This is a genomic window from Pseudomonas sp. NBRC 111123 (assembly GCF_001320205.1).
Taxonomy (GTDB): domain Bacteria; phylum Pseudomonadota; class Gammaproteobacteria; order Pseudomonadales; family Pseudomonadaceae; genus Aquipseudomonas; species Aquipseudomonas putida_J.
This window is the reverse complement of record NZ_BCAZ01000004.1, coordinates 78,072-91,780: the sequence shown is the minus strand read 5'-3', so window position 1 is coordinate 91,780 and position 13,709 is coordinate 78,072. Positions and strand designations below refer to the sequence as shown.

At 63.3% G+C, this 13,709-nt stretch carries 13 protein-coding genes; 7 read left to right on the top strand and 6 right to left on the bottom strand.

What is annotated here, in order from left to right:
• The first annotated feature begins 87 nt into the window (after positions 1–87).
• From lepA to pdxJ, 6 genes are all read left to right on the top strand, one after another.
• Positions 88–1,887, top strand: coding sequence for a translation elongation factor 4 (gene lepA, locus APH27_RS03830; RefSeq protein WP_060484021.1), 1,800 nt, complete (start codon positions 88–90; stop codon positions 1,885–1,887).
• Between the two features lie 5 nt (positions 1,888–1,892).
• Positions 1,893–2,747 (top strand): signal peptidase I, encoded by an 855-nt coding sequence (gene lepB / locus APH27_RS03825; protein ID WP_027917874.1) that lies wholly within the window; start codon positions 1,893–1,895, stop codon positions 2,745–2,747.
• Between the two features lie 161 nt (positions 2,748–2,908).
• On the top strand, positions 2,909–3,598 hold the full coding sequence (rnc, locus tag APH27_RS03820; RefSeq protein ID WP_027917873.1) for a ribonuclease III: 690 nt from the start codon (positions 2,909–2,911) through the stop codon (positions 3,596–3,598).
• A complete protein-coding gene (gene era / locus APH27_RS03815) occupies positions 3,591–4,493 on the top strand; it encodes a GTPase Era (protein ID WP_016498176.1) in 903 nt (300 codons plus the stop codon). Before rnc ends, era begins: the two co-directional genes overlap by 8 nt.
• Before the next feature lie 166 nt (positions 4,494–4,659).
• Positions 4,660–5,343: a DNA repair protein RecO gene (gene recO, locus APH27_RS03810; protein WP_027917872.1), complete on the top strand. Its 684-nt coding sequence runs from the start codon at positions 4,660–4,662 to the stop codon at positions 5,341–5,343.
• A gap of 61 nt (positions 5,344–5,404) precedes the next feature.
• The gene (gene pdxJ / locus APH27_RS03805; protein WP_152954894.1) at positions 5,405–6,127 is read left to right on the top strand and encodes a pyridoxine 5'-phosphate synthase; all 723 of its coding nucleotides are present in this window, start codon (positions 5,405–5,407) and stop codon (positions 6,125–6,127) included.
• A gap of 128 nt (positions 6,128–6,255) precedes the next feature.
• On the opposite strand, the gene APH27_RS03800 is transcribed toward pdxJ, so the two are convergent.
• Both APH27_RS03800 and APH27_RS03795 read right to left on the bottom strand, forming a co-directional pair.
• The gene (locus APH27_RS03800) at positions 6,256–7,638 is read right to left on the bottom strand and encodes a heavy metal sensor histidine kinase (protein WP_060484020.1); all 1,383 of its coding nucleotides are present in this window, start codon (positions 7,636–7,638) and stop codon (positions 6,256–6,258) included.
• Positions 7,635–8,309, bottom strand: coding sequence for a heavy metal response regulator transcription factor (locus APH27_RS03795; RefSeq protein ID WP_027917869.1), 675 nt, complete (start codon positions 8,307–8,309; stop codon positions 7,635–7,637). The genes APH27_RS03800 and APH27_RS03795 overlap by 4 nt, the downstream gene beginning before the upstream one ends.
• Positions 8,310–8,550: 241 nt before the next feature.
• Between APH27_RS03795 and APH27_RS03790 the strand changes: the two genes are divergently transcribed.
• Positions 8,551–8,754, top strand: a complete 204-nt coding sequence (locus APH27_RS03790; protein ID WP_027917868.1) for a hypothetical protein — start codon at positions 8,551–8,553, stop codon at positions 8,752–8,754.
• A gap of 73 nt (positions 8,755–8,827) precedes the next feature.
• Here the strand turns inward: APH27_RS03790 and cmoB are convergent, their stop codons facing one another.
• From cmoB to lon, 4 genes are all read right to left on the bottom strand, one after another.
• A complete protein-coding gene (gene cmoB, locus APH27_RS03785) occupies positions 8,828–9,784 on the bottom strand; it encodes a tRNA 5-methoxyuridine(34)/uridine 5-oxyacetic acid(34) synthase CmoB (protein WP_027917867.1) in 957 nt (318 codons plus the stop codon).
• Complete coding sequence (gene cmoA / locus APH27_RS03780) at positions 9,781–10,524, bottom strand: carboxy-S-adenosyl-L-methionine synthase CmoA (protein ID WP_027917866.1); 744 nt, start codon at positions 10,522–10,524, stop codon at positions 9,781–9,783. Before cmoA ends, cmoB begins: the two co-directional genes overlap by 4 nt.
• 89 nt (positions 10,525–10,613) lie before the next feature.
• The gene (locus APH27_RS03775; protein WP_060484019.1) at positions 10,614–11,006 is read right to left on the bottom strand and encodes a protease inhibitor I42 family protein; all 393 of its coding nucleotides are present in this window, start codon (positions 11,004–11,006) and stop codon (positions 10,614–10,616) included.
• A gap of 184 nt (positions 11,007–11,190) precedes the next feature.
• A complete protein-coding gene (lon, locus tag APH27_RS03770; RefSeq protein ID WP_027917864.1) occupies positions 11,191–13,611 on the bottom strand; it encodes an endopeptidase La in 2,421 nt (806 codons plus the stop codon).
• Between the last annotated feature and the right edge of the window lie 98 nt (positions 13,612–13,709).

Genomic DNA, 13,709 nt, shown 5'->3' with positions numbered 1-13,709 from the left:
ATCTCCCATAACCCACCGGCTTAAGGTACAATTCCCGGCTATTTTTCGGCGGGCGTCCGGCTCGCAGCCTTTTCCGAGTGTTGACCCGTGAGTGATTTGAGTCATATCCGCAATTTCTCCATCATCGCCCACATCGACCATGGCAAGTCGACGCTGGCCGACCGTTTCATTCAAATGTGCGGTGGCCTGTCGGCGCGCGAAATGGAAGCCCAGGTACTGGACTCCATGGACCTGGAGCGCGAACGCGGTATCACCATCAAGGCCCACAGCGTCACGCTCAACTACAAGGCGCAGGACGGCAAGGTCTACCAGCTGAACTTCATCGACACCCCCGGCCACGTCGACTTCACCTACGAAGTCTCGCGCTCGCTGGCGGCCTGTGAAGGTGCGCTGCTGGTGGTAGACGCCGGCCAGGGCGTCGAAGCCCAGTCCGTGGCCAACTGCTACACCGCCATCGAGCAGGGCCTGGAGGTCATGCCGGTCCTCAACAAGATGGACCTGCCGCAGGCCGACCCGGACCGCGTCAAGGACGAGATCGAGAAGATCATCGGCATCGACGCCACCGACGCCGTGGCCTGCAGTGCCAAGAGCGGCATGGGCGTGGACGAGGTGCTCGAGCGCCTGGTACAGACCATCCCCGCGCCGCAAGGCGATATCGAAGCGCCGCTGCAGGCGTTGATCATCGACTCCTGGTTCGACAACTACCTGGGCGTTGTCTCGCTGGTGCGTGTGCGCCACGGCCGCGTCAAGAAAGGCGACAAGATCCTGGTCAAGTCCACCGGCAAGGTGCACCTGGTCGACAGCGTCGGTGTGTTCACCCCGAAGCACACCCAGACCGCTGACCTGAAGGCCGGCGAAGTAGGCTTCATCATCGCCAGCATCAAGGACATTCACGGTGCGCCGGTGGGTGACACCCTGACCCTGTCCACCACCCCCGAAGTTGAAGTGCTGCCAGGCTTCAAGAAGATTCAGCCGCAGGTCTACGCCGGCCTGTTCCCGGTCAGCTCCGACGACTTCGAGGACTTCCGCGACGCCCTGCAGAAGCTGACCCTCAACGACTCGTCGCTGCAATACATGCCGGAAAGCTCTGACGCCCTGGGCTTCGGCTTCCGTTGCGGCTTCCTCGGCATGCTGCACATGGAGATCATCCAGGAGCGCCTGGAGCGCGAATACGACCTGGACCTGATCACCACCGCGCCAAGCGTGATCTACGAGCTCGAACTCAAGACCGGTGAGACCATCGTCGTCGATAACCCGTCGAAGCTGCCGGATGTTTCGGCCGTGGCAGATTTCCGCGAGCCGATCGTTACCGCGACCATTCTGGTGCCGCAGGAGCACCTGGGTAACGTCATCACCCTGTGCATCGAGAAGCGTGGCGTGCAGCGCGACATGCAGTTCCTCGGCAGCCAGGTGCAGGTGCGCTATGACATGCCGATGAACGAAGTGGTACTGGACTTCTTCGACCGCCTGAAGTCCACCAGCCGCGGCTATGCTTCGCTGGACTATCATTTCGATCGCTACCAGTCGGCCAACCTGGTCAAGCTGGATGTACTGATCAACGGCGACAAGGTCGATGCCCTGGCATTGATCGTGCACCGCGACAACGCGGCTTACAAAGGCCGTGCGTTGACCGAGAAGATGAAGGAGCTGATCCCTCGGCAGATGTTCGACGTGGCGATCCAGGCAGCCATTGGCGGCCAGATCATTGCGCGGACGACCGTCAAGGCACTCAGAAAGAACGTACTGGCCAAGTGCTACGGTGGTGACGTCAGCCGTAAGAAGAAACTGCTGGAGAAGCAGAAGGCCGGTAAGAAACGCATGAAGCAGGTGGGCAACGTGGAGATTCCACAGGAAGCCTTCCTCGCCGTGCTCAGGTTGGATAGCTAGGTCCTATGTCGCTAAATTTCCCGCTGTTGCTAGTCATCGCCGTCTTCGTCTGCGGTCTGCTGGGCTTGATCGATCTGCTGTTCCTGGCTCCGCGCCGGCGGGCAGCGATCGCCACCTACCAGGGCAGCGTCACCCAGCCAGAAATGGCGGTGGTCGAGCGCCTGAGCAAGGAGCCGCTGCTGGTCGAGTACGGTAAGTCGTTCTTCCCGGTGCTGTTCATCGTGCTGGTACTGCGCTCGTTCCTGGTCGAGCCGTTCCAGATCCCTTCGGGCTCGATGAAGCCGACCCTGGAAGTAGGCGATTTCATCCTGGTGAACAAGTTCTCCTACGGCATTCGTCTGCCGGTGATCGACAAGAAGGTCATCGAGGTCGGTGACCCGCAACGCGGCGATGTCATGGTGTTCCGCTACCCAAGCGACCCGAACGTCAACTACATCAAGCGCGTGGTCGGCTTGCCGGGCGACAAGATCAGCTACACCAGCGACAAGCGTCTGTTCGTCAACGGCCAGCCGATCGCCGAGCAACTGGTCGGCGCCGAGCCAGGTACCTTGGGCAGCGCCGAGCTGTACAAGGAAAAACTCGGCGAAGCCGAGCACCTGATCCGCAAGGAGATGACCCGTTATCGCATGCCGCCGGACCAGCAATGGACAGTGCCGGCCGGCCATTACTTCATGATGGGCGACAACCGCGACAACTCCAACGACAGCCGTTACTGGGATGACCCGAAAATCCCGAAAGCGCTGCACGGCATGGTTCCGGACCGGAACATCGTCGGCAAGGCCTTCGCGGTATGGATGAGCTGGCCAGAGCCAAAACTCAGCCACTTGCCCAACCTGTCGCGGGTCGGCCTGATCCATTGATACCCTTCGGCGCTGTCCTGCAGACAGCGCCGAATGCATTTCTGACATAGGCTGTGTTCTCAGGGATCGAGAGATTCGTCGAACACCGCGACGGACCACAGCCAAACAGTCTTTCAGGATGTTGATTTGAACAACGCGTTGAACAACCAACGGGTGGCTGCATGAGTGCTTCCCTTGCCCGTCTCGAGCGCAAGCTCGGCTACACCTTCAAGAACCAGGAGCAGATGCTGCTGGCCCTGACTCACCGCAGCTACGCCGGGCGCAACAACGAGCGCCTGGAGTTCCTCGGTGACGCCATTCTCAACTTCGTCGCCGGCGAGGCGCTGTTCGAGCGCTTCCCGCAGGCCCGCGAAGGCCAGCTGTCGCGCCTGCGCGCCCGCCTGGTCAAGGGCGAGACCCTGGCCCGACTGGCCCGTGGTTTCGACCTGGGCGATTACCTGCGCCTGGGCTCGGGTGAGCTCAAGAGCGGTGGCTTCCGCCGTGAATCGATCCTCGCCGACGCCCTGGAGGCGCTGATCGGGGCAATCTATCTGGACGCGGACATGCAGACCGCGCGCGAGCGTGTCCTCGCCTGGCTGACCGACGAGTTCGAAGGCCTGACCCTCGTCGACACCAACAAGGACCCGAAAACCCGCCTGCAGGAGTTCCTGCAATCGCGCAGCTGCGAGTTGCCGCGTTACGAGGTGGTCGACATCCAGGGCGAACCGCACTGCCGTACCTTCTTCGTCGAATGCGAAGTGGTGCTGCTGAACAACAAGAGCCGTGGCCAGGGCGTCAGCCGGCGTATCGCCGAGCAAGTCGCCGCCGCTGCTGCATTGATCGCCCTGGGCGTGGAGAATGGCAATGACTGATAACAATCCGACCCGCTGCGGTTACGTGGCCATCGTCGGCCGCCCGAACGTGGGCAAGTCGACCCTGCTCAACCACATCCTCGGCCAGAAGCTGGCAATCACCTCGCGCAAGCCGCAGACCACCCGCCACAACATGCTCGGCATCAAGACCGAGGGGGATGTGCAGGCGATTTACGTGGACACCCCGGGCATGCACAAGGCCAACGACAAGGCCTTGAACCGCTACATGAACCGCAACGCCTCGGCGGCCCTGAAGGACGTCGACGTGGTGATCTTCGTGGTCGACCGCACCAAATGGACCGACGAGGACCAACTGGTGCTCGAGCGGGTGCAGTACGTGACCGGCCCGCTTATCATTGCGGTCAACAAGACCGACCGCATGGAAGAGAAGGCCGAGTTGATCCCGCACCTGCAGTGGTTGCAGGAGCAGCTGCCGAACGCTGAGGTGATGCCGATTTCCGCGCAGCAGGGCCACAACCTGGAAGCGCTGGAAGCCCAGATCGCCAAGCACCTGCCGGAAAACGATCACTTCTTCCCGGAAGACCAGATCACCGACCGCAGCAGCCGCTTCCTCGCCGCCGAACTGGTGCGCGAGAAGATCATGCGCCAGCTGGGGGCAGAGCTGCCGTACCAGATCACCGTGGAAATCGAAGAGTTCAAGCAGCAGGGCCACGTGCTGCACATCCATGCACTGATCCTGGTCGAGCGTGATGGCCAGAAGAAAATCATCATTGGTGACAAGGGCGAGCGTATCAAACGCATTGGCTCTGAAGCGCGCAAGGACATGGAGGTGCTGTTCGACTCCAAGGTCATGCTCAACCTCTGGGTCAAGGTCAAAGGCGGCTGGTCCGACGACGAACGCGCCCTGCGTTCGCTGGGCTACGGCGACCTCTAAGCCGCTGCGCGCACTCCTGTAGGAGTGGCCTTGTGTCGCGAAAGGGGCGCGTAGCGGGCCCCAAGATCTCGATTGGCACACAGATTTTGGGGCTGCTGCGCAGCCCTTTCGCGACACAAGGCCGCTCCTGCAGAGGTCGCGTCAAGCCCGGGCTCAGATATCGTAAATGGACCAACCCACCCCCCAGCCGGCCTATGTCCTGCACAGCCGCGCCTACAAGGAAACCAGTGCACTGGTGGATTTCTTCACGCCGCAGGGGCGCGTGCGTGCGGTGCTGCGCCGTGCACGCGGCAAGGGTGGCAGCCTGGTGCGGCCGTTCGTACCGCTGGAAGTGGAACTGTTCGGCAAGGGCGAGCTGAAGAACGTCAGGCGCCTGGACACCGTCGGCATCGCCGCCTGGCTCAATGGTGACGCGCTGTTCAGCGGCCTCTACCTCAACGAACTGCTGATGCGCCTGCTGCCCGCCGAGGCGCCGCAGCCGGAGCTGTTCGAGCAGTACGCCCTGACCCTGCAGGCATTGGCCGAGGGCAGGCCGCTGGAGCCGCTGCTGCGCTCATTCGAATGGCGGCTGCTGGAAGACCTGGGCTACACCTTTTCGCTCAGCCACGATATCAACGACGACCCGGTCGAAGCCGACGGCCTGTACCGCCTGCGGGTCGATGCCGGCCTGGAGCGCGTGTACCTGGCCCAGCCTGGCCTGTTCAATGGCACCGAGCTGCTGGCCCTGGCCCAGGCCGACTGGGACGCACCAGGCGCCTTGCTGGCGGCCAAGCGCCTGATGCGCCAGGCATTGGCGGTGCACTTGGGGCCAAAACCGCTGGTAAGCCGGGAACTGTTTCGCAAGCGCTGAGCACGTCGTATGCTGTGTGGCTCAAACTTCAGGAGAGCCTTTCGTGACTCACAGCAACCGCATGCTTCTTGGCGTCAACATCGACCACGTAGCGACCCTGCGCCAGGCCCGCGGCACCCGCTACCCGGACCCGGTCAAGGCTGCACTGGATGCCGAGGAAGCAGGCGCCGATGGCATCACCGTGCACCTGCGTGAAGATCGCCGGCACATCCAGGAGCGCGACGTGGTGCTGCTCAAGGACGTGCTGCAGACGCGCATGAACTTCGAAATGGGCGTCACCGAAGAGATGATGGCCTTTGCCGAGAAAATCCGCCCGGCGCATATCTGCCTGGTCCCCGAGACCCGCCAGGAGCTGACCACCGAGGGTGGCCTGGATGTGGCAGGCCAGGAAGCGCGGATCAAGGCGGCGGTCGAGCGCTTGTCGCGTACCGGTGCTGAAGTGTCGCTGTTCATCGATGCCGACGAGCGGCAGATCGAGGCTTCGCGCCGTGTCGGTGCGCCGGCCATCGAGTTGCACACCGGGCGTTATGCCGATGCCGAAACGCCGACCGAAGTGGCCGAGGAGCTGCAACGCATCGTCGATGGGGTGGCGTTTGGCGTGGGCCAGGGGTTGATCGTCAATGCTGGCCATGGCCTGCATTACCACAACGTCGAGGCGGTGGCCGCGATCAAGGGCATCAATGAGCTGAACATCGGCCATGCGCTGGTTGCGCATGCCTTGTTCGTCGGCTTCAAGGCCGCTGTGGCCGAGATGAAGGCGTTGATCGTCGCGGCTTCGCGCTGATCCGTCGGTTGCTTGTACCGGCCCCTTCGCGGGTGAACCCGCTCCCACAGGGACAGCACTGCCCCAAGGTAATGTGCAGCACCTGTGGCAGCGGGTTCACCCGCGAAGAGGCCGGTGCAGGCAACGCTTCACTCTGCTTGAAACACCAGTGTGAAGCGAGTCGGCCCTGAAGGGCTGCTGCTTACCTCGACCCGCCCTCCATGCAGCTGCATGATCGATTTCACGATCGCCAACCCCAAGCCCGTCCCGCCCTCCAGCCGCGAACGCCCCGACCCCACGCGGTAGAAGCGCTCGAACAACTGCGGCCAGTGTTCTTCGGCAATGCCCGGCCCCTGATTCTCCACCCATATCAATACCTCGCTGGCCTGGCGCTCTATGCCCAGCTTCACCGCCTGTCCGTCTGGTCCGTGACGAATGGCATTGCTCAGCAAATTCGACAGCGCCCGCTGGAACATCAGGCGGTCTGCCAGCGCCGTACCCCAGCCCTGCAGGCGCAGCTCGATATGCTTCAACTCGGCACTGAAGGCAAACAGCTCGCTCACCTGCGCCGCTTCGTCCGCCAACGCCAGCGGCTTGAGCGCCACTTGTGCCTGCGGCTGGCTGACCTGAGCGAGGAACAGCATGTCGTTGATGATGCGGTTGAGCCGGGTCAGCTCCTCGATGCTGTCTTCCAGCACCTCCCGGTAGTTCTCGCTGTCACGCTCGCGGGCCAGGGTGACCTGGGTCTTGCCCATCAGGTTGCTCAGCGGCGTGCGCAGTTCGTGGGCCAGGTCGTCAGAGAACTGCGACAGCTGGCGTACACCTTGATCCAGGCGGTCGAGCATCACATTGATGCTGCGCGCCAGCTCTGCCAGTTCCAGGGGCAGCCCGGTGGCGGGCAGGCGGTGTTGCAGATCCTGGGCAGAGACCTGCCCGGCAATGCGGCGGAAGTGGCGCAGTGGCTTCAAGCCTCGTTGCATCAGCCACCAGGCGCCAGCGCCGATCAGCAGCAACAGCAATGGCAGGGCCAGCAGGGTCGAGTGCAGGTAGGCCTGAAGCAGGGCGTGGTCATCGGCCCGGTTGAGCGACATCATCACCCGCACCGGGGTGTCGTCGCGCAGGCGCATCTGGCGGGTGACGGTGAGGATCTGGTTGCCGCTGCTGTCACGCCATTCGTGGTAGTTCAGGCGTGCATCGGTGTGCAATTCACCGACACGGGATTCAAGCGCAGGGCCAAGGCTGAGCAGGTGCGGGTGGCGGCCCTCGAGGGCCAGTACGCTGAGGCTGAGGTTGTCGTGGCCCATCACCAGGTCGAGCAACGGATGAGCACGGCTGCCAAGGTCCTCGCTGCGCAAGTCGACTCGCAGGTTGTGTTCCACCTGCAACATCTTGCGCGCCAGGTCCTTGCGGGCGCGGCTGTCCAGTTCGTGGTCGAGGGCGAACACTGCGAGGCAGGCGAGCAGCAGCACCAGGGCGGCGCCCATCAGGGTCACACTCAGGCCCAGGCGTAGCGACAGGCTGGCGTGCTTCACACCCGGGCCTCGAGGACATAACCAACGCCGCGCAGGGTATGGATCAGCTTGTCGTCGAACGGATCGTCGATCTTTGCCCGTAGCCGGCGAATCGAGACTTCGACCACATTGGTGTCGCAATCGAAGTTCATGTCCCACACCAGCGAGATGATCTGCGTGCGCGATAGCACTTCGCCGCTCTGGCGCATCAGCAGGTGCAACAGGGCGAACTCCTTGGCGGTCAGGTCGATACGTTTGCCGGCGCGGTAGGCGCGGTGGCGGCCGGGGTCCAGCTCAAGGTCGGCGACGCGCAGGGTGCTCGGTTGCAGTTGCTGGTCGTTACGGCGCAGCAGGCTGCGAATGCGGGCCAGCAATTCGGGGAACTCGAACGGTTTGAGCAGATAATCGTCAGCGCCCAGATCCAGGCCTTTGACGCGGTCTGCCAGGCGACCATGGGCAGTGAGCATCATGATGCGCGTGGCCGCTTCGGCGCGCAGGCGCTGCAGCACCGTCCAGCCGTCAAGTTCGGGCAGGTTGACGTCGAGGATGATCAGGTCGTAGGGCTGCTGGCGTGCCAGGTGCAGGCCGTCGGTGCCGGTGTGGGCGCAGTCGACCACGTAGCCGTTTTCGCGCAGGCCTTGTTGCAGGTAGTCGGCGGTACGCAGTTCGTCCTCGATGATCAGTAGGCGCATGGGCGGGCTCGGTGTGCTGGAAAGGGCGGGATTCTCAAGCCTGGAGGGGCTTCAGGGTCAAGCCGCAGGATGTTACGGCATGCTAATGGCCCATCGGCGTAGATAACGGATTTGTAATCCCGGTGTTATCTGGCGGTTGGCCAAGGCTACCTTGCAAGACTGTAATGCCCGCCTCACCTTGGCGTTAGCTACCCTTGGATACGCTTGCCCTGTCTGATCGGTTATCAACGAGGCAAGCACGATGAACCTGACCAAATACCTGCTGCTGGCGACCCTTGCCCTGGGCAGCGCCAGCGTTTACGCCGAAGGCGGCGCCGAACGTTCCAAGGCGTTCTGGCAAGCGTTCCGCCAGGACCAGGAGCGCCTGCATGGCGACAAGCAACAGGCCATCGCCGAGCGCGAGCGCAAGGCACAGGAAAAGGCCCGCGAGGTGGCCAAGGACTGAGTGAGCAACAGCAGCTGTGCCAGCACTGCTCCCTGGCACAGCTGTGATTCAGGCGTCCATGTGGACGCCTTTTTTATTTGCGCGCCAGCAGCGTGGCGCGGCGCGGGGCCGGTAGGCCTTCGATGGTCTTGCTGTGGTCGTTCGGGTCGAGGAAATCGCCCAGCGACTGATAGCGCATCCATTCGGTGCTGCGCTGTTCCTCGACGCTGGTGACACTCACGTCCACGCAGCGCACATCAGTGAAACCGGCGCGGCGCAACCAGCGCTCCAGGGCCGGTACCGACGGCAGGTACCAGACGTTGCGCATCTGCGCGTAGCGGTCTTCGGGCACCAGCACCTGGTTTTCGTCGCCTTCGATCACCAGGGTTTCCAGCACCAGTTCGCCGCCTTTGACCAGGCAGTCCTTGAGCGCCAGCAAGTGCTCGATGGGCGAGCGGCGGTGGTAGAACACACCCATGGAGAACACTGTGTCGAAGCCTTCGAGGTTGGCCGGCAGCTCTTCCAGGGCGAACGGCAAGTGCCAGGCGGGCAGCTCGGGCAAATACTGCTGCACGGCTTGGAACTGGCAGAAGAACAGCCAGTTGGGGTCAACGCCGATGACCATGTCGGCGCCGGCACCCAGCATGCGCCACTGGTAGTAACCGTTGCCGCAGCCGACATCGAGCACGCGCTTGCCTTTGAGGTCCAGGTGCGGGCCGACCCGTGACCACTTCCAGTCCGAGCGCCATTCGGTGTCGACATGCACACCGAACAGGTCGAACGGCCCCTTGCGCCAGGGCGACAGGCCCATCAGCGCCTGGTGCACCTGTGCACGGGTGGCGTCATCGCAGTCGCAATCCAGGCGCAGGCCGTCGGCCAGGTCGATAACGCTCGGCTGCAGGGCCGGCAGCGCGTCCAGCGCGCCGCGCCAGCGGTCGAGGTCGCCATGGCCTTTTTCGAGCTTGGCTTCCAGTTGAGCTTGCAGGCCCTGGGACCAGGCAGCCAGGGGAGTGCCCGCCAGGCGGCGGACGAGGGGGGACAGATCGATCATGGCAAGGCTATCAGCGAGGCGAAGTTAAGGCATTGGAACCACGGCACCACCTTGGAGAAGCCGGCTGCGCGCAGGCGTTCTTCATGGGCTTCCAGGGTGTCGGGCTTCATCACGTTCTCAATGGCGCTGCGCTTCTGGGCGATTTCCAGTTCGCTGTAGCCATTGGCCCGCTTGAAGTCCAGGTGCAGTTCGTTGAGCAGGTTCTGCTCGTCGTCATCGGCGAAACGCAGTTTTTCCGAGAGGATCAGCGCGCCGCCGGGCAGTAGTGCCTGGCGGATCCGGCCGAGCAGCGCCAGGCGCTGTTCCGGTGCGATGAACTGCAGCGTGAAGTTCATCGCCACCACCGAGGCCGGTTCGAAGGGCAGGGTGAGGATGTCGGCGTCCAGTACTTCGACCGGCAGCAGTTCCTGGAACATCGAATCCTGGGCGGTGAGGTACTGGCGGCAACGTTCGACCATGGCCGCGGAATTGTCCACCGCGATTACCCGGCAGCCGTCGCTGCGCACATGGCGGCGCAGCGATTGGGTCACGGCCCCCAGGGAGGCCCCGAGATCGTACAGCGCAGTGTTTGGCTGGGCGAAGCGCGCAGCCAACACGCCGAGGTTCTCGACGATGGTCGGGTAACCGGGCACCGAGCGCTTGATCATGTCCGGGAACACGCGCACCACGTCTTCGTTGAACACGAAGTCGGGGACTTGCTCCAGGGGTTGGGCGAAAAGGCGGTCGGGTTGTTTGCTCACGGTGAATCCAGGCGGCTGGCGATATGCAGGGCCGGCATTCTAGCCAAACCGCAGCGCGGATGCATGGTTCGCTGACCAGCGCTGTGCGTTCAGTCGACGCGGATGGCGCAATCGAAGGTCTGTACCGGGCGTACTTCCGGGGCCCACGGTTGCTGGTAAACCAGCATCAGGTGGCCTTCACCGGCGGCACGGGCCTGGTAGCGCCAGGTCGAGATGCCTGAGCTGCCGACGATACCGGCGTCTTCGGGTGCACTGTAGACCTCGGGGCCCAGGCTTAGCAGCACGTTGGATGCCGGGTTCTGCACCAGCCAGCGGTAACCGGTGGTGGGGTTGCTGGGCAGGGTCAGGGTGAGGCTCTGGCCGACCTGCAGGCGCTTGGGGCATTCGCTTTCGGCGTCCAGTTCGACGGTTTGTTTGGGCTGCTGGGCGCAGGCGGCGAGCAGGGCGAAGCTCAGGGGAACGAGCAGACGAGGGGCAGTCATGGTGGCTCCAGAGGCTGACGATGGCCTGAGGATAACCGATGACTCGGTCCTGTGGGAGCGGCCTTGTGTCGCGAAAGGGCTGCCTAGCAGCCCCTACAATTAATGCACCGGTGCTGAAATCCCGGGGCCGCTTTGCGGCCCTTTCGCGACACAAGGCCGCTCCTGCAACAAGCGAGGCGGTGGGTCAGAACAAGACTTTGGCGACGTCCGTGAAGCGCTTGGCGAAATGCACGGTCATGCCTTCGCGCAGGTAGTCCGGCAGTTCCTCGAAATCACCACGGTTGGGTTCGGGCAGGATCAGCTCGAAAATCTTCTGGCGCCGCGCCGCGATCACTTTTTCGCGCACGCCGCCAATCGGCAGCACCTGGCCGGTGAGGGTCAGCTCGCCGGTCATGGCGACGCCTTTCTTCGGCGCCTGGTCGCGGGCCAGCGAAAGCAGCGCACTGGCCATGGTGATACCGGCACTTGGGCCATCCTTTGGCGTGGCGCCTTCAGGCACGTGCAGGTGAATGAACGCCTCATTGAAGAAGCCCGGGTCGCCGCCAAACTGCTTGAGGTTGGAACTGACGTAGCTGTAGGCGATTTCGGCGGACTCCTTCATCACATCGCCGAGCTTACCGGTGAGCTTGAAGCCGCGGTTCAGGGTATGGATGCGCGTCGCCTCGATCGGCAAGGTCGCGCCGCCCATGCTGGTCCAGGCAAGGCCTGTTATCACCCCTTTGCCAGCCAATACCTGCTCGCTGCGGAACACCGGCATGCCCAGGGCAGCCTCCAGATCCTTGTTGCCGATCTTGATCTTGGCATCCGGGGCTTCCAGCAACCTCACCACGGCCTTGCGCACCAGTTTGCCCAGCTGTTTTTCCAGCTGGCGCACGCCGGCTTCACGGGCATAGCCGTCGATTACCGTGCGCAGGGCGCTGTCGCTGATGCTCAGGCTGGTCTTGGCCACGCCGGCCTTTTCCAGCTGCTTGGGCCACAGGTGGCGCTTGGCGATGGCCAGCTTCTCTTCAGTGATGTAGCCAGACAGGCGGATCACTTCCATACGGTCGAGCAGCGGCCCTGGGATTGAGTCCAGGGTGTTGGCGGTGCACACGAACAGCACCTTGGACAGGTCCAGGCGCAGGTCCAGGTAGTGGTCGAGGAAGTCGACGTTCTGCTCCGGGTCGAGCGTTTCCAGCAGCGCCGAGGCCGGGTCGCCCTGGTAGCTCTGGCCCATCTTGTCGATCTCGTCGAGCATGATCACCGGGTTCATCACCTCGACCTCTTTCAGCGCCTGCACCAGCTTGCCTGGTTGGGCGCCGATGTAGGTGCGACGGTGGCCCTTGATCTCTGCCTCGTCGCGCATGCCACCCACGCTGAAGCGGTAGAACGGCCGGCCCAGGGATTCGGCGATCGACTTGCCGATGCTGGTCTTGCCCACCCCTGGCGGGCCCACCAGCAGCACGATCGAGCCGCTGATTTCGCCCTTCCAGGCGCCGACCGCGAGGAATTCGAGGATACGCTCCTTGATGTCGTCCAGCCCCGCGTGATGCTGGTCGAGCACCTTGCGCGCGTGCTTGAGGTCTAGCTTGTCCTTGCCGTACTGGCCCCAGGGCAGGGCGGTGGCCCATTCCAGGTAATTACGGGTGACCGCGTATTCGGGCGAGCCCGTCTCGAGAATGGCCAGCTTGCCCATTTCTTCGTCGATGCGTTTTTTCGCCTGGTCGGGCAGGGTCTTGCCGGCAAGGCGCTGCTCGAACTGTTCGAGGTCGGCGCTGCGATCGTCCTTGGTCAGGCCCAGCTCCTGCTGGATGACCTTGAGCTGCTCCTTGAGGAAGAACTCGCGCTGGTGTTCGCCGATCTGCCGATTCACTTCGGCGGAGATCTCGTTCTGCAGGCGCGCAACTTCGACCTCCTTGCGCAGCATCGGCAAGACCTTCTCCATGCGCTTGAGCATGGGCACGCAGTCGAGCACCTCTTGCAACTGGTTGCCGGTGGCAGAGGTGAGCGCGGCAGCAAAGTCGGTGAGCGGTGACGGGTCGTTGGGGCTGAAGCGGTTGAGGTAGTTCTTCAGCTCTTCGCTGTACAGCGGGTTGAGCGGCAGCAGCTCTTTGATCGCGTTGATCAGCGCCATGCCGTAGGCCTTGACCTCGTCGGTCGGCTCGGCCGGCTGGCGCGGGTACTCGACCTCGACCAGGTACGGCGGGCGATGGTGCTTGAGCCAGGTGCGGATGCGCACCCGGGTCAGGCCTTGGGCGACGAACTGCAACTTGCCGTTTTCACGGCTGGCGTGGTGCACCTTGACCAGGGTGCCGTACTCCGGCAGCGCCGAGGTGTCGAAGTGGCGGTGGTCCTCCGGCGGGGTGTCCATGAAGAACAGTGCCAGCGAGTGGTGCTCGGTCTTGGCCACCAGGTCGAGGGTTTCGGCCCAAGGTTCTTCATTGACGATCACCGGCAGCACCTGCGCGGGGAAGAACGGGCGGTTGTGGATCGGGATCACATAGACCTTGTCCGGCAGCTGCTGGCCGGGCAGGGCGAGGGCGTGGCCGGTTTCGGCCTGGGTGTCGGGCTGTTCGACTGCGCTGTGTTCTTCGGGTTGTTCCGGGAAATCCTGCTGGTCGCTCATGGGGCACCTGCGTGAATGACTATGGTGCTTAGATGGGGCGCGGGGGGATGGGTTTCAATGGTAGACGAAGGGCGCAGAGGGACGGTTTCATCTTTGCC